The organism is Pseudoflavitalea rhizosphaerae, assembly GCF_003991355.1.
Taxonomy (GTDB): Bacteria; Bacteroidota; Bacteroidia; order Chitinophagales; family Chitinophagaceae; genus Pseudobacter; species Pseudobacter rhizosphaerae.
Window position 1 is genome coordinate 313,019 of the sequence record NZ_RCSU01000005.1, and the last position, 21,449, is coordinate 334,467.

12 protein-coding genes are annotated in these 21,449 nt (G+C 46.5%); 9 read left to right on the forward strand and 3 right to left on the reverse strand.

All coding sequences use genetic code 11. From position 1 onward, the window contains the following. Position 1: 1 nt before the first annotated feature. From D9Y29_RS11185 to D9Y29_RS11195, 3 genes are read right to left on the reverse strand one after another with little or no spacing between them, the layout of a single operon-like run. A complete protein-coding gene (locus D9Y29_RS11185; RefSeq protein WP_127128048.1) occupies positions 2–1,549 on the reverse strand; it encodes a DUF6850 family outer membrane beta-barrel protein in 1,548 nt (515 codons plus the stop codon). A gap of 2 nt (positions 1,550–1,551) precedes the next feature. Continuing rightward, positions 1,552–2,946, reverse strand: a complete 1,395-nt coding sequence (locus D9Y29_RS11190) for a DUF4876 domain-containing protein (RefSeq protein WP_127128050.1) — start codon at positions 2,944–2,946, stop codon at positions 1,552–1,554. Between the two features lie 8 nt (positions 2,947–2,954). After that, positions 2,955–5,756 (reverse strand): TonB-dependent receptor, encoded by a 2,802-nt coding sequence (locus D9Y29_RS11195; RefSeq protein WP_127128052.1) that lies wholly within the window; start codon positions 5,754–5,756, stop codon positions 2,955–2,957. A gap of 383 nt (positions 5,757–6,139) precedes the next feature. Here D9Y29_RS11195 and D9Y29_RS26530 point away from each other — a divergent pair, with 383 nt between their 5' ends. The 9 genes from D9Y29_RS26530 (at position 6,140) to D9Y29_RS11235 (ending at position 21,441) form a co-directional block, all read left to right on the forward strand. Then, positions 6,140–6,307 carry a hypothetical protein gene (locus D9Y29_RS26530; RefSeq protein ID WP_164735370.1) on the forward strand — a complete coding sequence of 56 codons (168 nt, stop codon included), beginning with the start codon at positions 6,140–6,142 and terminating at the stop codon, positions 6,305–6,307. Between the two features lie 12 nt (positions 6,308–6,319). Then, positions 6,320–6,571 (forward strand): hypothetical protein, encoded by a 252-nt coding sequence (locus tag D9Y29_RS11200; RefSeq protein WP_127128054.1) that lies wholly within the window; start codon positions 6,320–6,322, stop codon positions 6,569–6,571. Between the two features lie 174 nt (positions 6,572–6,745). After that, complete coding sequence (locus D9Y29_RS11205; RefSeq protein WP_127128056.1) at positions 6,746–7,738, forward strand: Ig-like domain-containing protein; 993 nt, start codon at positions 6,746–6,748, stop codon at positions 7,736–7,738. 189 nt (positions 7,739–7,927) lie between these two features. After that, positions 7,928–8,995 carry a hypothetical protein gene (locus D9Y29_RS11210; protein ID WP_127128058.1) on the forward strand — a complete coding sequence of 356 codons (1,068 nt, stop codon included), beginning with the start codon at positions 7,928–7,930 and terminating at the stop codon, positions 8,993–8,995. 22 nt (positions 8,996–9,017) lie between these two features. Then, positions 9,018–14,624 carry a CARDB domain-containing protein gene (locus D9Y29_RS11215; protein WP_127128060.1) on the forward strand — a complete coding sequence of 1,869 codons (5,607 nt, stop codon included), beginning with the start codon at positions 9,018–9,020 and terminating at the stop codon, positions 14,622–14,624. Further along, positions 14,624–15,772, forward strand: a complete 1,149-nt coding sequence (locus tag D9Y29_RS11220; RefSeq protein WP_127128062.1) for a hypothetical protein — start codon at positions 14,624–14,626, stop codon at positions 15,770–15,772. The genes D9Y29_RS11215 and D9Y29_RS11220 overlap by 1 nt, the downstream gene beginning before the upstream one ends. A gap of 301 nt (positions 15,773–16,073) precedes the next feature. Further along, positions 16,074–18,533: a MopE-related protein gene (locus D9Y29_RS27050; RefSeq protein ID WP_164735371.1), complete on the forward strand. Its 2,460-nt coding sequence runs from the start codon at positions 16,074–16,076 to the stop codon at positions 18,531–18,533. A gap of 114 nt (positions 18,534–18,647) precedes the next feature. Continuing rightward, on the forward strand, positions 18,648–19,235 hold the full coding sequence (locus tag D9Y29_RS11230) for a hypothetical protein (protein WP_127128066.1): 588 nt from the start codon (positions 18,648–18,650) through the stop codon (positions 19,233–19,235). An 82-nt stretch (positions 19,236–19,317) separates the two neighbouring features. Then, a complete protein-coding gene (locus D9Y29_RS11235) occupies positions 19,318–21,441 on the forward strand; it encodes a carboxy terminal-processing peptidase (RefSeq protein WP_127128068.1) in 2,124 nt (707 codons plus the stop codon). Positions 21,442–21,449: the final 8 nt, after the last annotated feature.

The window sequence follows — 21,449 nt, forward strand, 5'->3', positions numbered from 1 at the left end:
CTTACAAATTTAATCCAATACTGCATTGCCACTGCACCCTGTTGCTACCAGGATATGACCAGGGGATAAGTCCTTCTTTGGGATTGGCGATATTGGCATTTACCAGATTGCCACACAGCTGAATAAAGGCATTCGTCTTCATCACGGGGAATTGGTATGTGAAGTTGGCGCCGATGCTGGTGGTATTGGCGTTGAAATAATAGAAATCCCTGTATACAACTCCCTGGGTGAAGCTGAACAACTGCGCCACTGATTTGGCATCCGCATAGAATGGATGGCTGAAGGCTGCGCTGAGCATGGTTTTTAGCATGCTTTTGTTCTCAGGGAAATAAATATAGTATGCGCCTGTTATGGCAGCTTCACCGGTTTGGTATTCTGCTTTCTGTCCTATTGCGCCATCCAATTTCACCTGGTTTTGAAGTTGAAGGGAAACACCCAGCTCATATTTTATCTTTCTTTCATTGTTCAGCCTGGACCATAGCGTATGGAGTTTTACCTGCTCCAGGGAATAGATAAACGCAGTACCTGCGAGCATTTCATTATGGTCCTTGCCCAGTTCATCGCTATAATTGAACAAAACATTGAACTGGTTCAATCCGATTACTTTGTTCCAATTCAGTGAAGCTACATACACATCGGCATTGTATTCGCCATAGTCAAGTCTTTTTTCATTCTGTTGAGCAGGTCTGTCGAAAATTTCTGTTCCTGTATTCTCATATTTCCCATTCAGCGTAAGAGTGCCGAAGTTGTATATTCCTTCATAAACGCCTTCTGCCACATAACCTGTAGTCAATGTACTCAAGGTGCCTTTGAGGATACCTACTTTGGGTTCAACATTGCCATAACCGTTACCGAGAAAAACCTGCAGCAGCGGTCTGGAGACATTGGCATCGTTCCGGTATTCCCAGCTTGCATCAGTATTCCTGCGAATATATCCGCCTGAGATGCCGATCACATGTTTTGTATGTACCCTGTAATGTGCCACGATATTTCCCTGCATATGATTTGAGAACTCTTCCGGGCGTGGATCATTACTTCTCCAGTTGTTGGCGCTATTGTACTTTGCACCAGCGCCGACGGTGAACTTGTCTTTCAGAAGTGGAACACTTACGATACCCTGCAAATCATATCGGATAGACTGCCAGTTACCGGGCTGGGCTGTATAAAAATAATACGGGTTGGGCTCTTTATAGTCATGCCGTAGCGTATAAGCCTGACTGTCAGCCTGGCTATTGGTCCAACCAAAACTGCCGCTTACCAGAAATTTCTTTATCTGCCTGGTCCCTTCCGTATAGAAACAAATATCACTTTGTTTCCCGGGAGCCTGAGACGGTCTGTAATCACCTTCCTCAGACCGATACCCCAATTGCACTGAATTATAGTTTTTCAGTTTAAGCAGGGGTTGCAACAAAGGGTTTTTGGCGTAACTGTTGTAGTGCAGGTGGAATGATTCTGAATGCGGATAAATGGTTGTATCCTGCTGCGCCAAAGCAAGATGGGGGAGCAGCAGGATACAAAATGAAAAGATATTTCTATTGGATGAAAGCATGATTAATCTTTAAATCCTTTGGGTGTTGCCATTTCGAGGAAATCAAAATCGTTGGCGGAATTATTGGTATCCATCAAGATCCTTCTTCCTCCAACAATTTTTGCAGTTTTCCTGATCAGTGACTGGGAGGAAAAGGCTCCATCGGGAACGTTTGTTGGCCCGGCATCCAATGAGTTGACCAGTTTGCGCGGGGCCCGCTGACTGCTGGTGGGACTGGGATGCTGGAGTTGCACTGCATCAATGATGATATTATTGGGGATCTGGTAGAAGTAAGTGGTTGAAGCATCAATCACCTGCTTTGTTGGGTCAGGATAATAGCCAAACCCTTTGGGTGTAGCAGCATCTCCGAATTCAGGTAACGACTTATCTGTTTTGAAGATCACGATTGCCTCCCGGCCAGGATTGTCCAGTACGAGGTCTCTTCCGCTGTATTCAACTACAAATGCGTTGGGTACATTGCCGTTGTCGATGTCTGAATTGAAAGCATTGGGTATTGTGCCTCCCAGGTACACTTCAAAGTCAGCATTACTAAGATCAACGGTCAGAGCCGGATTTACTATCTCGATTGGTTTATTATCCGTTCCAACATATGGGCTTTTATGATTCAGCGCTGTTTGCGCAATCACGATACTTTTACCAGGAGCTACAGGATACTGGGTGCCATGTCCTGGCAGGCGATACAATGATTTCATGTAAATGTAATTCTTCCAGGCGGATGCATCGGCAGGATTGATACCTATTGATTTGCTCCAGTCCCATGCCTTATACAATGCTTCTGAAGGATCATTGATAAAGTATGGCTTATTGAGATCTACTGTTGCGAAATTGGCGCTGCTGCCACCCACCTGTCCGAAATAAAGACTATCTGCATACAGAGTATCATTGGAGTTATTGTAGATCTCTATGAACTGGTCACGGAAGCCTGCGCCATCTTTAGTATTACTTCCTGCATAATAGATTTGTTTGATCACCCATTGACCAATCGTACCTGCTTCCAGTTTCAGCTCTACAGGTTTATTGTTGTTGGGGTTCAGGGTAAGCCTGGTAAGCGAACCATTCAGGTGAACTTCTTCCTGTTCTGTGATCAAGCCGGTTACAGTTTCAAATGTAGTTTTATCAACAGTGATAGTGCCGCTTACATCATAAATGCCGGACGATACCTCACTGAAAATGGCGATCCCGTTTTTATCTGAAAGTTGCGTCAGATCTGCACCGGTAATGGTGTTTTTCAATGTCAGCTTAATATCCTTCAGAGGAAATCCATAGTCATCTGCATGTGATGCCTGAACGATAACATTGATGGGACTGATATTGGTTTGCAGGTCTTTTTTTCTACAGCCGGCTGCCAGTAGAATAAATAAGAGCAATACCACCGGAGAATTGTATACTAATCTCATACACCTTATTAATTTATTTTGAAAGAAAGTTCTGCACCATAGGAGGGTTGACCATTGAAATACCTGGGGCCCCCAGTTGCGTCATAGGTTGGCCTTATATTGAATACGTTGTAAGCATTGAAAGAGAATCGAAGGAAGTCACCGATTTCTTTGCTAAGTCGCAGGTGAACATTGGGATAAAGAAAAGGTGGGTTGTACGACACAGGATTTCCATCAGCATTCACATTTCTTCTCAGGTGCTGGTAGGCATCTGAACCTGCTTCTTCATAGCTCAGTGGAAAATATTTCATTTCTGAAGTGTAATATCCAATTGGAAGAGCGGCCAAAGGGTCCATATAAACGCTGTTAACCCAGAACAGTTCGCCTGTAAGCATCACTGCCATTCTCAATGCAGGGATATGTGTGGAACTGGTCACCGTTGATTTGATGTTGGTTAGTTTCGACGCAGTGGATCCGTATACTCCATATACTGCAGGTAAATCGTAGCGAACTGATGATGTATTGATGCTGGTAGTTTTTGTTTTGCTATGCGTATAATAAATGGTGGTATTGAAACTGAATGAAGTTTGGATGGACCGGATCTTGTCAATGGAAAGTCCCAGCTCAATACCATTGGTGGTATTGAAAGCGCCATTCACCGTTCTGTTGTATGTGGCATTATAAACATAATTGGTGTCTTTCCTGGTATAGGTTGGTTTTTGTCCGGGTACGGAAGTCACATCGTAATAAGGCAAGTGAAATGGCATCAACACTGTTTGTGTTGTAAAGCCATTGGAATTTTCCCGGTAGAAATAATAGGCGCTGAGATGAAATGGTTTTATATCGTAAGTAAAGCCTGTTTCGAATGTGCGGCTCCGGTAGGGGCGTATGTCGAGATCGTTGAGCTCTATTACCTGGGTGTGTACAAGGTATAGACTTTCCTTAACGTTACCATTGTAGGTTACCGGAGCAACGGGTACATCTACATAAACATTACCAGGGCTGATCTGATTGAGCCCCGGTGCTTTGGTGGCAATACCAAACGCCGCATTCCAGTTGAGTTTATCAGTGATGGTATACCGCGTATTCACTCTTGGGCTGACCGTGAAGAACTGGTTCTGAATATCGCCACGTATGCCAAGATTTATGGATAAGGAACGTTTGAATAATTTTGTTTTGAATTCATTTGTAACATACACTCCGGCATTGCTTTGTGTGGGTACCTGGCGGAAGGGGCGGGGGCGGTCGTTTTTGTTACCAGTGTTGGCAAAGCGGGGACGGTCGGGATCAATCACAAGGCCTGCGCCCTTGTTGGCATTGTAACTATAATTGGCGCCGATGCTCAATTTATTCGTGATCTTTTTACCGAATTTGATCAGGCTGTTTGTTTCTACCCGTCCGCTGAAAGTAATGGGTTTGCCCAGTAATTGTTTGAAGGCCAAATAATATCCGGGAATGAAATATCCTTCGTGCATACCAGTTTCCATGGCATCAGTCATGGGTTTTACCGTAGCGGTATTGAGATAGTATTGATCGTAACTATCCTGTTCGCCGATACTGTAGGAGCCCTGTATCTGGAAATCATAGAACCAGTTCCTTTTATAGGTCCAGCTACTGCGGTTGCTGATCCTGATCCTCTTATTTTCCATCCTGGCCATTCTTTGGGTGCCCAGCTCGGGATCAAGATCTGTTTTATCCAATGTGCTGCTACCGTCGATGCTCAGGGTATTTTTGAATCTTGCTCTTCCGTTATTCTGATAACTCCAGAGGATACTGAAGTTCGTGCGTTTGAAATTCTTGAGAGAGTTCCTTGGATCATCTTTGCCATACAAATAGTCAAAGCCAATATTCATGGCTCCCCATCCGTTTTTGAGGGAGAAGCCTTTATTGATGCCGAAATTTTGGGTGGCTTCATTGGTCCGGATATTCACACGCCATGGGGTGATGCCAGCCTGCCGCTCAATATTGACAACACCAGTGGTATAATCTCCATATTTGGCAGAGGCAACACCAGAGATCACTTCGATACTTTCTATATTCTCCACAGGAATGGAACGCATGTCGATCCCGGTATTGGCCTGGAACTCGTTCGAATAGCTTTTGAACAATGTTCCGTTGCGATAGCTTCTGTCGCCAATCACGCTGTTTTCGGGATTCTGGATATTATTGGCGCCAAAGAACCCGCTACGTCCTGAGGGCATCGCCTGCATATTGGCATCATTGGAAACAGAAGCACCATCCAGTTGGAAATTGATACCGAAAGCATTGTTCAGTGCATCGATGGAGTTAACACCGAGCGCACTGCGCATAGTCAGGATCTGATTTCCCTGCACTGTTACCACTGGTTTCACGATTGTTTGACCCGGTAAGTAATTCATTACGTTGGCGAGGCTTAATGCCTGGGTTTGTTCAATGGCCTCCCTGTCGAATATTATCGATGAATTGGAGTTGGCAACCCTTCTCACACCATTAACTTCTACTTCCGGAAGTTTCAGGTTGAGATCTCTCAGTTTGAAATAGGGTGCTTTATTGAGATTGTTTTGATTGATTTTCCCTTTCAGTGTTGCTTTCCCTACATAGCTGATCTCAAGAGTATAGATATAATTGGAATCACTGGCCGAGAAGCCCAATGTGAAACTGCCATCGGTTTTTGTACTGGTGGAAACACTCCAGGCGCCATCCGACAATTTCACGGTAGCAAAGGCAAGCGGCCGCAGTTGCTCATCGGTCACTTTGCCTTTCAGCTCCTGCCACTGGCGTGCAGCCAGCGATAACGGGATAACAAAGAGCATGGGCAACATGATCAAAAACCGGGCTGTAGTCTTCTGCATGATAGGGGTAAATTGGTCTGCAAATTTCGGTTACCCACAGAGGATCTGCCAGTTGGAGCGGTAAAAAGGGTTTCGAGATGCGGAAAAATGCGGTTTTTCAGAATTGAAACAAGATCAATTAAGGATTTAGCCTAATATGTCTGTGCCCTTTTCCATTTTCCCATTTGCACGATACAGGCATATCGCCTGCCTGATGAAGCTATCGTTTTTTTAAGGAAAATTTTATTTCGCCTTCACCCCTTTATATTTCCTCCTTGCCTGATAGTAACAAAATGGTATTTTTCTTGTCGTTTACAATTTTTTAATAATATGGTAAAGGCGTTGATAGCAGGTGCTTTCCTGACGGTTTTTTGTTTTGCATTGAATGGCCAGGTGCAGGCTCAATGCCGGAGATCCGTTACCAGTACTACAGGGACCAGCATAACCCCGAAGTATATGTGCTGAAAGAAAGGGATCCCATGTACCAGCGCCAGATCCCCAATGCAGCCATTAACAGGAATTCGGGTTTGATCCAGAATCCTGCGCTCACAGACCGCAGAATGCCAGAATAAAAAACTACAGCAATGAAAAAAACATCTTTATTTAGCATTATTGCTTTTGCCTTGCTGACAGTTGCGGCTGGTTGCAATAAGGAAGCTGATCTCACTCCCGGTGAGCCATATATGCCTTTTGAATTCCCGCAAGGCAACAATCCATATGATCAAAGGATCATAGATTTTCAAAAGACCAACGGCACGTATATCCTGTATAAATTTTCGTTGCTGGATTTCCGGTACAATATAACATCCTATAGTGCCTGCATTGCTGAGGGATAAATTGAATTGATACTCTTTTTCTGTTTTGTAGTTTACTGTTCAAGTAAAGATCGCTGAACAGCTTTATAGTTCGATGAATGGCGTTGCCGGTGAACCGGCGATGCCATTTGCATTTTATCGAAAGCAGGAGCAGGTTTCACGCAACTGGTCGTAATTATGCGGATTATGACCTTTATGAAAAAATTGATCCTAGCAGGTATCACTGCCGCCATCCTGGCGCATGCCTGTTCCAATATTGAAACCGGTGCAGCAGCGGATAGTACTATTTCCGGGCAGCAGCATATTCCTTTTGATCAGCTTCCTGTTACACATTCAAGCTTTGTGGTGGATGGCACCACCAATTATGTGAATGTAATGGGCAATCAACGGAAAACAATACCAGCTTTCCCTGCTGTGCCCAAAAAGAAGGGATGGGCCGTTGGCTATGTAAAAGACAGTTATGGTAAACCTGTTCCGGGTGCAGTGATCGGGGTACGCGCATCTGCATATGGTGGATTCACATCCGGTTCTTCTGCTGTAACCAATGAGAAGGGGTATTATGAAGTGATGATCCCATGGGGCGTAGCCGATTTTTATGCTGCCGCCGCTATGGTGCATTATGAAGGAGGCTCCATTTCCATGAGTCTCTTTCCTGCGGATAGCAGCCTGGGTAGTTTCCCGGGTCCTGCAGGGATTGTGAAGAACTGGGTGCTATTGCCCTATGGCCCCTGCAACCGGGCACGTGTTGCCAGCCAACCCCATTTGCCATCCAATTATTTTGGCGCTTCTATTAGTATCGAATATGCCTCCTATGAAAAAGGAGACTTCTTTGCTCAGCCGGAACAGTTCGAAAGGGATTCCGAGTTAGAGATCAAACTGACTCCACAAGACCTGATGCATGCCGCTGAAAAGCGTTCATTCACCATCCGGAAAACTGTTTATTTCAATTCACTCAATATTCTGAATATCCCTGTTGGGAAATACAAAATTGAAGCTCGAAAACTGCCTGGTGGCGAGCCTTTGAAGCTGAAGTCGACATTTTACAATCCAAGACCGGAATATGGAATGCAGCCTTCCGAAGCAACAGGCTCGGCAATGGTCACCTTCATTCCAAAATCATCCGATGCAAGTACTACCGTCCCTTTTTTCGGCAACTGGGAGGATGTGCGCATACTGATCAGCCGATAAAATAATGTTGTGCAGAATACCCATCAGTTCAGTTGCGAATTAAAACATGCCGGTTGCTGGTGGTTATGAGTGCAATGCTTTTTGAATTTGTTTTGCAGTTGAAAATCCGTCGGCTTTATATCCGATTCCTGCTCTGAATAATAGCCCATTCGAAACAACCTGATCAATATAAATCTCAAATCAATCAATATGAAATTGTTCCAGTTTACCGGATCAATACTCTTGTGCATTATTGTTTCCGTACCCGCCACCGCCAAGATCTGGCGTGTAAATAACAATCCGGGCATCGATGCCGATTTTACGAGTGTGCAGGCAGCGCATAATGCAGCCGAGGCAGGAGATACGATCCATGTTGAAGGATCTGCCTCAAAATATAGCAAAGTCACTATTTCCAAAAGAGTTTACATCATTGGCCCTGGTTATTACCTGGACCAGGTTCCCAATACCCAGGTGAATATGTTCTCAGCTGTTATCGAAGGGATCGATTTCAATACGGGCGCTGAGAATTCGGTGGTCATGGGAGTGGAGTGCCCCGTCGATATCAATATCAATTGCCATAAGATAACGCTGATGCGTAACCGCCTGATGGCTGGAGGTATTGGGGAGGAACGCCCATCGATTTACATCAAGATTGGATATGGAGCAGGTACAGAGCCTGCCAATGATATCACTATTTCACAGAATTACGGAGGCAGCATATTGGTGCAATATGCATCCACCCGTATCATGATCACCAATAATTACCTCGCGAGGTCCACCAATGAAGGCGATGCAACCACCTTCGATGTTATAGGAGCTCCGCCTTCAGCTGTGTTGGTGGTGAAGAACAATGTTATCCGCAGGGGCAGGCTTACTTCTTACAATAGTTCCTATAGCAACAATATCATGATCAATGGTTCCGTCAATAGCACCGCTACCGGGAACCTGTTCCTCCATAATATCGGCTCGGGCACACAGTTCGGTACAGCAAGCGGAAATCAGTCGAATGTGAGCATGGCCAATGTTTTTGTGGGCAGGCAAACAGGTGTTTCCTGGGATGGGGAATATATGCTGCGTGCCGGATCTCCCGCCATCGGCGCAGGTGAAGGCAGTACTGCACAAAATCCTATCGACTGTGGCATGTTCGGAGGCATTACCAAATATGTACTGGCCGGTCAGCCATCGATACCTGCCATTTACTCGCTGGAAGTTTCACCTGTAGGCTCATTGAATGAGCCTGTAAAAGTGAAAGCGAAAGTCAAATCTGCCGGTAAATAATTTTTTGGCCCAGCAACTATTTATGAAATCAATACTACTTACAGCTTCTTTCTTGATAGCTGCTTTGTTCCTGTTGCCTGCGCAGCAGGCCATCGCACAGCAGATAACGAGGGGAGAATATTTTATAGATGATGATCCTGGCTTCGGAAGCGGAAAACCTTTTTCGTTCACAGCCGCAGAGGATGTCACCAGCGCTGCATTCAATGTGGATTTTGCAGGCGTAGCCGATGGGTTCCATCGGTTATACATGCGGTTTAGGAACGATGCAGGCACCTGGAGCATCACCAGTTCAAGAACCTTCTATAAACAAGTCCTTCCGCCAACTGCTCCTGCCAATATCCTGAGGGGCGAGAGTTTTATGGACAAAGACCCGGGTTTCGGAAAAGGGAATCCAATTTTCACCGTTCAACAGAACGGGGAAAATTTGGCGATGGTTACCTATACCATGGAAGCCGGTCTGGCAGAAGGTTTCCACATGATCAGCACCAGGTTCCTGGATGCGAATGGCGTTTGGGGACATACCGCTACCCGTTATTTCTTCAATCAGAAAATTCCCGTAGACCAGGCCAATGTGAGGATCCACCGGCTGGAATATTCGATCGATTTCGATCAGGGCCCTGGTCATGGAAAAGTGTACAATATTCCTGAAGCAGACAGATCAGGTAATGTGACCAATATTGTATTCGAACCCGATCTTACAGGCGTGGAGATCGGTGCTCACAAATTATATATTCGCGGGCAGGATCAGTATGGCAAATGGGGCATCACACAGATCGTTGATTTCAGACTGGAACCACCAGGAGGAACTTTCATTACAATCGGCACGCTTCCGGAATTCCTTTGTGAAAATGGGTTTACCCCTATACCCTTTACCCTGAACGCGCCGATCCAGGCGAACAATATTTTCTATGCAGAACTGTCGGATGAATTCGGCAGCTTCGAGAATCCTCTACGGGGTGTTACCCGGATCGGTGAGCTGCAAGGGAATCAGCCAGGCATCATCCCTGCGAGGATCCCGAGATCCATGCGTTTGGGAACGAATTACAGGATCCGCATCGTTTCCACCAATCCACGGGATACCAGTGATGAAAGCATTGGTCTGAACTTACATGCCAAACCCGGAGTGATAGCCATTGCCGGCGATACCATTACCTGTCTGGGTAAATATGATTACACGCTTAGCAACGGTGTACCCGGTTCTGCCAACTATAGCTGGAAACTGGTGTCAGGTGGCGTACTCTCACCCAATGCAGATAAAGTTTCGGTAGATTGGGTGGCAGCAGGCGTTCACAGGTTAGAGGTGAAAGACCATACCATTTGCGCCTACGAAGATTCCGTGAAAACGTTGGAAGTGGATGTAGCCATTGCAGAGCTGGAGGGTGTTTTCTGGGATGCGCAAATGTTACCGAAAGATAACCAGATCAATATTACTTTCCCGGTTACTTTTTCCTGGAATCCTATCAGCAATGCTGTTTCCTATGATCTTTATGTGTGGGAAGATGGCGCACAAAAACCTGCTGCTCCTACTGTGAGCAATCTCACAGGGGTAAGCTTCGTTTTCAAGCACGATGGCAGCTTCTTCAAATACGGAAAGTCTTACCGTTGGTACATCGTAGCCAAACGAGCCTGTCAGAAAGTTGAAAGCCGGGCCTATCTGTTCCGCTTCCTCATTCATCCCAATCTCATCACCACGGAAGTAACGGGACCGGCTACTGTTTTCTCGGAAGGTTCTATTACTGTGAACTATAAAGTAAAGAACACAGGCGCCGGTGAAGCAGCCAATCAGACCTGGTCTGACCTGGTATATCTTTCAACAGACCGGATCCTGGATAAGCAGGTGGATCATTACCTTGGCTCCGTTCCCAGCACTACTGCCGTGGCTCCGGGGCAAACCTATTCCGGCACCGGAACCTTCGTAGTGCCGGTAGGATTGAACGGTAACTATCATATCATCGTTGTGCCCAATGGCCTGGGCAGCTTACCGGAAACAGATCAGGAAGACAATGCCGGAGCCAGCAATCAGGCCACGGATGTGCAGCTTACCCCGCCACCGGATCTGCAGGTGACCGCCATCGTTAGACCTGGCATCACTGCTTTCTCCGGTCAGTTCTATGATTTTTCCTGGACGGTCACCAACAAAGGAACCGGGCCCATGCGGGTGGATCATTGGTGGGATAATCTTTATATCTCACCTGACAGATCAACCGATCTTACCAATGCCATCAAACTGACCTCTGCGGTAAATGGTCCGCTGCTGGAAGTTGGTAAAGAAGGCAAACGCGGAGTGAATGTGAGGATCCCCAACGGCCTTTCAGGTAAGTACTACCTGATTGTACAAACCGATGTGCAGGGAGATGTATATGAGCACTCCAATGAAGATAACAATATCATGGTGGGAGATGAGATCAACCTGGTATTGACGCCACCCATCGATATGATCCCCGTTTCCATGCAGATCCAGGAAACTGCTGCTTCATTTGACCAGATCCCGGTGAAATGGAGAGTGATAAATGATGGAGGGTCTACCACCAATGGCTGGAACTATTCCGATGTTTTCCTGCTGAGCAGGGATGCTGTGCTGGACAAGAGCAAGGCCATACAGATCGGTGGGGCAGGCAAGAATTTCAAACTCGATCCCGATCAATTTGATGATTCCGAATCAAAACTTTATATCAACGACACGCTTCATGGCCTGTACTATATTTACCTGGTAACGGATTTTTATGACCAGTTGTACGAGCATGACAATGAAAATAATAACGTGCTCAAACACACGAAACAGCTGCTTGTCAAAACGCCCAATCTCCAGGTGAGTGAAGTCCGTAGCCCTGCAAGCGCCGTTTCAGGATCTCCCGTAACCATCGAATGGACAGTGAAGAATACGGGAGATGGCAGGGCGCGCAACCAGGCCATTACAGACAAGATCTATATCTCTGCATTCCCGGAGATCACGGAAGAGAATAAGGGAATCCTGGTTGGGCAATTCACCTATGCCTCCGGCGACCTCGATGCCGGCAATTCAACTCCACTCAACAAACTGGACGTAAGACTGCCCAACGGCATTTCAGGACAATACTATGTTTTTATGGTAACGGATACGGATGACCGAATCAAGGAACCTGCTCCCGGCGCAAAGAATGATAATACCACCCGCAGCGCCACTGCCATGCAGGTGACTTTGCAGTCCCTTCCGGACCTGGTGGTAACACAGATCGCTGCTACAGGGACAGTGCAGGCTGGAGCACCCATGAGCATTTCCTACAAAGTACAAAACAGGGGAGATGAGGTCATATCCGGAAGATGGACAGATTACCTGTTCATCTCCAAAGAGCCTGAATGGGATGTGAACAAAGCCATTCATTTGAAAGATTTCCCGCAGGTGAGGGATATGTTGAAGATGGAAGAATATGGAAGCAACCATACGATGAAATGTCCGTCAACACTTCCCGCCGGTACCTATTATCTCTACCTGCTGGCTGATTTCAATGATGAATTGTATGAAAAAGATAATGAAACAGACAATATCCGCAGATCGGCTGCATTTGAAGTAGCAGCATATCCACCGGTTGATCTGCGTATGCAATCAGTGAACAGTCCTGAACCTGAATTGAACGATACAAAAATTACGGTGGAATGGATTGTGAGGAATGCAGGATCCAACCATCCCGTTTCCGAATACTGGGTAGATGGCGTTTACCTTTCCCGCGACGAGCAATTGGGTGCAGATGATATTCTCATTGGTGGCGCAGAACACAATGAGCCAATGGAACCAGGTGGCGCTTATACCAGGAAACAATCATTCATACTGCCACGCAGGCTTCCGGCTGGTATCTATAATATCATTGCGGTAGCAGATCATATCAATACGCAGCAAGACAATAATCTTGCAAACAACTGGAAGCTTAGTCTCTTACAGGATGGTACTGTGGCGAAATTGCATATCCGCAGACCTGAACCTGCAGACCTGCAACCTGTGTTGCTGTTGGCGCCTCCCGTGATCACAGCCGGTCAGGTGCCGGTGATCAGCTGGAGAGTAGCCAATACCGGAGCCAATACTACCAGTGATAAAAATTGGGTAGACAGATTGTTCCTGTCTTCAGACAGGGTATATGATATTGGCGATATTCCCATCGGACAATACGGAAGGACCGATTCACTGAAAGCGGGAGAGACCTATGAACTGACTTCCCTGGAAAGTGTTGTTCCCCTCACAGCCAAAGGGAACTACTATCTCATTTTGAAAGTGGATGCAACCGACCGTGTTTTTGAAAATGACAAGGAGGGGAATAATGAGATGTCCGTGGCCATCACAGTTGTAGAGCCTCAGAAAACAGATCTGAAAGTACAGGCATTCACTGTTGCGGATACCATGCGGATCAAAGACAGGTTCAGGCTTTACTATACGGTGGAAAATGCAGGAGGGTATCCGGCTGAAGGCAAAATGAGAATGTCTTATTACCTGTCGAGAGATCCGGTGAAAGATCCTTCCGACATTCTTATCGGTAGTGATTTTGCACATAGCAGTATCCCTGCCGGCAAAGAGAAGCACTATGGTAGCAATGAATTGTCTGTGCCAGGCGCCACCGGAGATTACTTCATACTGACAGAAGTGGATGCACAAAACCATATCGCGGAAACGGATGATGCAAACAATGTAACGGCATCGTCATTGATGGTACATATAAAAGTGGACAGTCTTGAGCTGAACAAGAACAAAAGGATAGAGCAGTTCAGTGAAGTGCCGCAATATTACAGGATCAATATTCCTGAAGAGCTTGACGGACAGGCATTGCTCATCTCAACCAGCAGGATCACCGGAAAAGGAGAAGTAGAATTGTATGTGAGGTATGAAGAAGTGCCTACAGCCGGCATCCACGATTATTCTCATCAATATGCATTGAACACCAATCAGGAATTGATGATCCCCGATGCGGCGGCAGGCACTTACTATCTGATGGTACTGAGCAGGAACCATGTGAACCAGCTGCAGACTGTTGACCTGGGTGTGCATGTCCGGAATTTCGAGATCAGGAAAGTGGAAACCAATAAAGGTGGAAATACCGGCAATGTAACGGTGAAGATCAGTGGATCGAAATTCGATGTCACTACCACCATGCATCTGAGGAACGATGCCGGTATCACCATCGATGCTTCAAGTATCGTGTATGTAGATCAGGCCACTGTTTTCGCTACCTTCTCTCTGGCAGGCACAACAGCAGGAACCTATGATGTGGTGGCAAAAAATGATGAGGGCACAGAAGTGCTGTTGCCGAAAGGGTTCACCATTGAAACAGGCAAGCAGACTGCCGTTGTGACGGCGGTTAAACATGCAGAATCTGTCCGGATGAATGCTTTGACCGCTATGACGATCGAGTTCAGTAATGAAGGAAATGTTGATATTCCACTGACCCAGCGTGCTGTAATGAGTTTGTTCAAAGCACCGTTGGGGCTTAAAGCTGATCTGCCGGAAAATACGTTACAGGGTGTTACCATCACTTTGCTGGATTCCCGCGAACCTATACAGGTATTGAGGCCGGGCGCCAGAGGGTCAGTAAAACTCTTCACGAGGGCGTCGCGACAGTTGGAATTTGGTATGTTTCATTTGGAAACAACTGAACCCGTAAAATAATGAAAACGATTCAAATCATAGTAATGACTCTCCTGGTTCATCTGTTGCAGGCGCAGCAGATGACCAGGCCTCAGGTAGCAAAATGGGACCGGACCCATACATGGGATGATCAGCTCTTGTTTTCGATCAATTCAATGAATGGCGATATCATCCTGTTCAGTCAATCTTCAGACAAAAACTTGCATATCCTGCGAATCAATGCAGCGGGATATCAAACAGCGGATATGTCATTTCCTGCTTTCCATTTTTACGGCAGGTTGGAAATTTCAGCGGTGAAAGAAAGTAAAGATGGACATCTGTTTGTTCTGGTCAATACACAAGAAAGAGATCCGATAATGGTTAAGTTTTCTCCGAAAGGGGAGCTTTTGCTGGCACAATCACTATTGACGAAACTAAAGGTCAGTAGCTTGTCTTACGGCACGTCTTTATTCCTTAAAGACAATACTGTGATTTGTTACGGTATCAAAGGTGGAGATTTTTGGGAAGCAGTGTTGGATCATAAAGGTGCCGTGATGGCTGAATCTGTTTTTGCCCTGGAAGATGACCATTACATCATGGGTATCATCACAGCTGCCGATGGTAGGCCGTTGATCCTTGCCAGGAGCGAAACCTCCGATGGGCACGGCAACGATATTGGCGTTACTCATCTCATGAGAATAAATGAGAACCGGCACGCGCTCGAAAAATGGAACAGCTTTCCCGGAAGAAACGCGAGTGTATGTATGTTGCCCAACGGCGGATATGCCTTAACGGTAGATACAGCCACTTTTTCGTTCAACCAATCTTTTCTCCTGCACTTGCTGGACCACCAGCTGGTGCTGAGGAATACAGTGAAGTTATTCGACAACGAATCGGGTATTTCTCCTGCAAAAATCAGTGCCTGGGGAAATGAACGCTTAGCCATTGCCGCAATAGAATCAGGCAGGCTCAGTTTGCTGGCGGTGGACGGAGAAGGCAGACTGCAGGAAAAGTTTTCCCAGCCAGGCAATGAGCAAGCCATGCTGGTACGAACAGTTTTCCTGGATGAAGGAAGATGGGGTTGCTTGTATGATCTCGATACCGATACGGCTTCCGGTTCAACAAACATGAACAGGTTCAGGGTAAAGCAGATCGTTTTTCCCCTGAACAAATCAAATGGAAAAGAATAATGCAATTATGAAAAGATATTTAATAATACTGCTGGTAATACTTTGTGGTTTGAATGGGATATCGCAAGACAAAACCCTGGTTCAGAACCCTGACCATAAGCCAGTAAAAAATGGTTGTGTGAGCCTGTTCAGGATGGCGGGAATTAAAAAAACTCCATACAATTTTACTGCCGAATGCGACGACTATACGGGGTGCATTAACAAATGCGGAAACTCAAGTGTCGTATGTAATTCGGCGTTTAATGTGGGTGTGATGGTGTCATGCGATCAGGGAGATCAAAAGTGCCTGGATATTGGCAAGATGCTATCTCTTGCCTTAGAAAGAAACAGCAACGCACAAAAAGCCTATTCAAGGGCTCAAAAGAAAGCCTGCACAACCTGCGACGAGGTTTTCAGTTTTCCCGGAAAAAAAATCATTCAAACCTATTGCCAGGATGCACCACTTACCAGTGGCGATTCACTCTCTGTTGACCTGAACTTGCATCCTGAAGTGAAGAAGAATCTGAAAGAATATGAGATTGGAGCTGGTTTCAGAACATTCAACGTGAACTCTGTAGAAAGCCCGAGAATAAGGATTGGTGATTTAGGTGTTTCCAGGACCCTTTATCTAAATGGGAAATTCAGACTCAATGGTAAAGATTACTCTTGTGGTTCCTCCACCAGTATTGAATTCAAGTCCGTTGATTGCGGGAAGCCTGCACATAGATGGCGGATCCCTGTACGCGCTTCCGTTGATCCCAATGATATCATCGGACCGGAAGGTTTTGGCGATGGCAAAATGGTGAGCAGCCGCCTGCTGCAACCCTATACCATCCGTTTCGAGAATGATTCCAACCTGGCCACAGCCCCGGCGCAGATCGTTCATATTACCCATCCGCTCGATAAGAATGTAGATCCTTTTTCCATTCGCCTGGGCAGTTTCGGATTCGGTAAACATGTATTTGAAATACCTGAAGACCGGACCTTCTACAATACTCGCCTCGATCTCAATGCTGATCTCGGTATTGTAGTAGACCTGACTGCAGGTATCAATACTGAAACCCGTGAAGCATTCTGGATCTTCGAATCCAAAGAGGCTGGCACAGGACTTCCTCCCATAGATGTAATGAAAGGTTTCCTGCCTGTGAACGATCCGCAGCATTCAGGCGAAGGATTCATCACCTATACCATCAAAGGTGCGCCGAATGCAGCTACCGGTGATACGGTACATGCGAAAGCTTCCATCGTTTTCGATGATAATGCGCCCATTGAAACGCCTCCCATCTGGAACACTTTCGATGCCGGCGATCCGCACAGCAGCATGAAGCCGCTTCCGGCCAAAGCTGAAGGCTCTTCACTCAAACTGGAATGGACAGGCGCAGATGATCCGGAAGGATCAGGCATCAGGCATTACGATATCTATATGTCGAAAAACAATGGTCCCTTCCTGGTTTTTAAAGAAGGCATTAAAGAAACATTCGTTGATTTCAACGAAGAAGGAGGGCACTATAAATTCTTCGTGATTGCAACCGATAATGTTGGTCACCGCGAAGCACAGAAAACTGCTGCAGAAGCATCCGTTGAATGGAGACCTTCATTAGGTTGTCCTTCCAACAAAACCGTTGAACCCGATGCAGGTGTGTGTACTGCCGTGGTAACGGGTATCGATCCTGACAGAGGCGCTCTTTCTTCCACTGTTGTGATCAGCTATACGCTCAGCGGCGCTACTACCGCCACCGGCACGGGTTCAGCCAGTGGACTCACTTTCAACAAAGGAGTAACCACTGTTACCTATTCCGCCAACACCAATCCGGTGGTGACCTGCTCCTTTACGGTAACTGTGAACGAAAGGGCTGAGATCTGCAATAACCAGGTGGATGATGATTGCGATGGACAGGTGGACGAGGATTGCCCAACAGGCGCAGTGCTCTGGTACCGCGATGCGGATAACGATGGTTATGGCGATATCAACAATACTGTTCTTGCCGTGAGTAAACCCGATGGCTATGTTGCCGATCTCAGGGATTGTAACGATGGCGATGCTACCGTGCATCCCGGCGCTACCGAGATCTGCAACAACAATGTAGATGATGATTGCGATGGACAGGTGGATGAAGATTGTCCCACCAACGAAACTACCTGGTACCGCGACGCCGATAACGACTCCTATGGTGATCCCAACAATACCCGCCGCGCTGCCACCAAACCTGATGGTTATGTAGCGGACAGCAGAGATTGCAATGACAATAACGCCAATATCCATCCCGACGCCACCGAGATCTGTGGCAATAACCAGGATGATGATTGCGATGGACAGGTAGATGAGAATTGTCCTGCATCCAGAACCTGGTACCGCGACAATGATAAAGATGGCTACGGTGACGAAGCACATTCCGTGCAGGCCGCTGACAAACCCGCCGGATATGTTGACAGGAAAGGCGATTGCAACGATAATAACCCGAATATCCATCCCGGCGCTACAGAGGTTTGTGATGGTGTAGACAACAACTGTGATGGCAGAGGTGATGATTGCGCTCCGGGTCTCTATGCCAGGGCGATGCCCAACCCGAGCAACCGTTTCTTCCGCATCGTTATGCAGAGCGATCAACGCGAAGCGGTAACCATCACCATCCGCAACAGCAAAGGCAAGGTGATGGAAGTGATCCGCGCAGCTGTAACGGCCACGCCTGAATTTGGCGGCAACTATACTTCTGGAATGTACTATGCAGAAATTGTGCAGGGAGGAAGAAGAACAGTACTGAAATTGATCAAACTTCCCTGATCATGATTACAGAAAGGAGAGGGGCTGACTTTTTTCGAAGTCAGCCCCTTTTCATGCCTGTAATTCTGAAATCCATCCGATCTTCTTACATTAGCGTTCCCATAACTATACTGTATGAAATGGAAAGGCTATTTACTTGGAATCCTGATTGCTGTTATTGCGTTGATACTGGTCTTTACCCGTATGGGCAACAGGATCAAAGACAAGATCAGTAAGGAAGAAGCAGCTCAGAAAGCAGCTCAGCAGGACATTCCGGTGTATACGCCTCCCATCGATTCCTTTCCTTATCTCTACAAACCCTATGATACCATGAGTATCACACCAAACAGCTGGGCCCTCGTTTTGAAAGGCAGTAAAGCCGACGTGGACCCCAAAAACAAACGGCTGGTGGAAGCGGATGGCGACATGATATTTGTGATCGATAAAAAAGATATTCCATTTGTAGTGAATACCCGGATCCTTCAACTCAAGGTACTGAAGCCGGGTGTATTCCGTGTGGAAGCATTCCGTGTTGACAACGGCGAGAAAGTGGATGTGCTGGAGGGCATGGTCCGCGCGCAAAAAAGATATACATCTCCCTTCCCTGAACCAGATACAGTGCGCAGTTCCGAAATGGTGATGATCAACGATAAGATCGACCTGATGGAAAAAGAAAAAGAAGACCTCACGCAATTTGCCCAATGGTGGCAATCCAGGAAATAAAGTTTCATTTCGATTCACCCTAATTATGCTATGCAGTGTTTGATGAAAAGGAGCCGGTATAAAAACAGGCTGCTTTTCGAGTATGGTATATTTCCAACATTCCCGCGCTGCCCTGATGGCAGGATTCATGTTTTTCGGCGCAGGGCTTTCAGGCCAGGCCCAAACTTCAAAAGATACGATCAGTGCTGATGGACTCCGCAAAGGCATCGTAAAAGCAGTTGCTCAAAAACTGCAAAAAAGTCATTATGCCCCCAAAGCCTTCGATGATAAATTCTCCGCCGAGATCTGGGATAACTTTCTCCATAATCTCGACGGACGTCGCAATATTTTCCTGGCAGGTGATATAGAAAATTTGAAGAAGCACCGCTCACTGCTGGATGATGAGATCAATGCAGGCACCATAGCTTTTTTTGATGAAACCTGGAAGATCTACTCCCGTCGCCTGCAGGAGGCAAAGATCTTTGTTGAGAAATCCCTTAAACAACCTTTTAGCTTTACTTCCAAAGAGATACTGGAAACGGAAAGAAAAGATAGCCCGTATCCCGCTACAGTTGCAGAAAGAGATAAGATCTGGTATGCATTCCTGAAATATGCGGTGCTCCGGGCATATACGGATATTGAAACCAATGCTTCCTCTGCATCCATCGATCCCGTTCTGGAAAAGAAAGCACGTGAGAACGTAGCTGCCCAGTACCGCCGTTTCTTTATCACACAACAAAAAGAAACTGCCATCAACGAGAAGTTCGCCATGTATGTAAATGCGATTGCGTTGAATATGGACCCGCATACCAGTTACACTTATCCTACCATGAAAGACCCTGTTCGTGCACAGTTGTCAGGACAGTATTTTGGGATCGGTATGGAACTGGGGATCGGGGAAATGGATGTTTTTGTGAAAAGACTTTTGCCCGGAGGCTCCGCTTATAAAAGTGGCCTGCTGAAAGAGAACGACAGGATCCTGGCAGTGATCGACAATAAAGGAAAGATGGTCCCCACAGCAGACCTGGACCCCAATGATATTACCGGTATGATCAGGGGAGAAGAAGGTACATCCGTTACCATGTTAGTGATGCAACCCGGTTCTCCTGAAAGAACGGTTACTATTCCCCGTGAGAAGATCTCCGAAGTTGCCAACAAGGCGAAAAGTGCCGTGATCAACCAGAATGGAAAAAAGATCGGTTACCTCTACCTGCCATTGTTCTATATGAACTCCGGCAATGAACAATTGCCAGGCTGTTCCGCAGACGTGGCAGCTGAACTTGATAAGCTCCGCGACCAGGAAGTGGAAGGTATCGTATTTGACCTGCGCGGAAATGGCGGCGGCTCACTCACCGAAGTGGTAAGAATGGGCGCCAGCTTCATGCCAGCCACGCCCATGAGCCTTCTGCGTTCAAGAGATAAGGTGGACGTTTATACTTCTCCGGTAGTGAATGCACCGAAGTTCCAGGGACCACTGGTAGTGCTGGTTGACGAAGGCAGTGCCTCCGCTTCAGAAATATTCGCGGCAGCTATCCAGGACCACCAGCGTGGACTGGTGATCGGAACTTCCTCTTCATTTGGAAAAGGAACTGCACAAACGATGACGAATATCGGTAAGATGGGAGATCCTGCCAATGGCATTCCAGATATCAATTACGGAAGCATGCGCATCACGCTACAGAAATTTTATCGAGCCAGTGGAGCCACTACGCAACTGCAGGGCGTTAAACCTGATGTTGTGCTGGCAGACAGGCTGGTGCTCAATAGCGTGAGGGAGATAGAAATGCCCGCTGCCATGCCGGTAGATACTCTTACTGTTGCGAAGGCGCCTGAAAAATTCAATACAATCGACTATGCGCCGCTGATCAGGAAAGCCCAGCAAAGAGCCAATGAGAACAGTACGCTTCAGGTGATCGGAAAGAACATGAGCAGACTTCAGTTCCTGCAAAAAGCGCCGGTTAATATGGAACTCAGCAGCTACCGGAAGCTGAAACAGGAAATGAAAGACCTGGAACAACAAATTGCAAAAGCAAAAGAATTACCAGCCTCCGGCATGCAACTCTCTGCTTCTTTTTACATGAACATCAATCCTGAATTGCAGAAAAAAGACGAATACCAGGAAAAACTATACAATAACTGGCTCGAAAGCCTGAGCAAAGACCTTTTCTTATCCGAAGCTGTACAATTGGTGCAAGACATGATCAAAGCGCCTCAAATAAAAAAATAAATACCAAA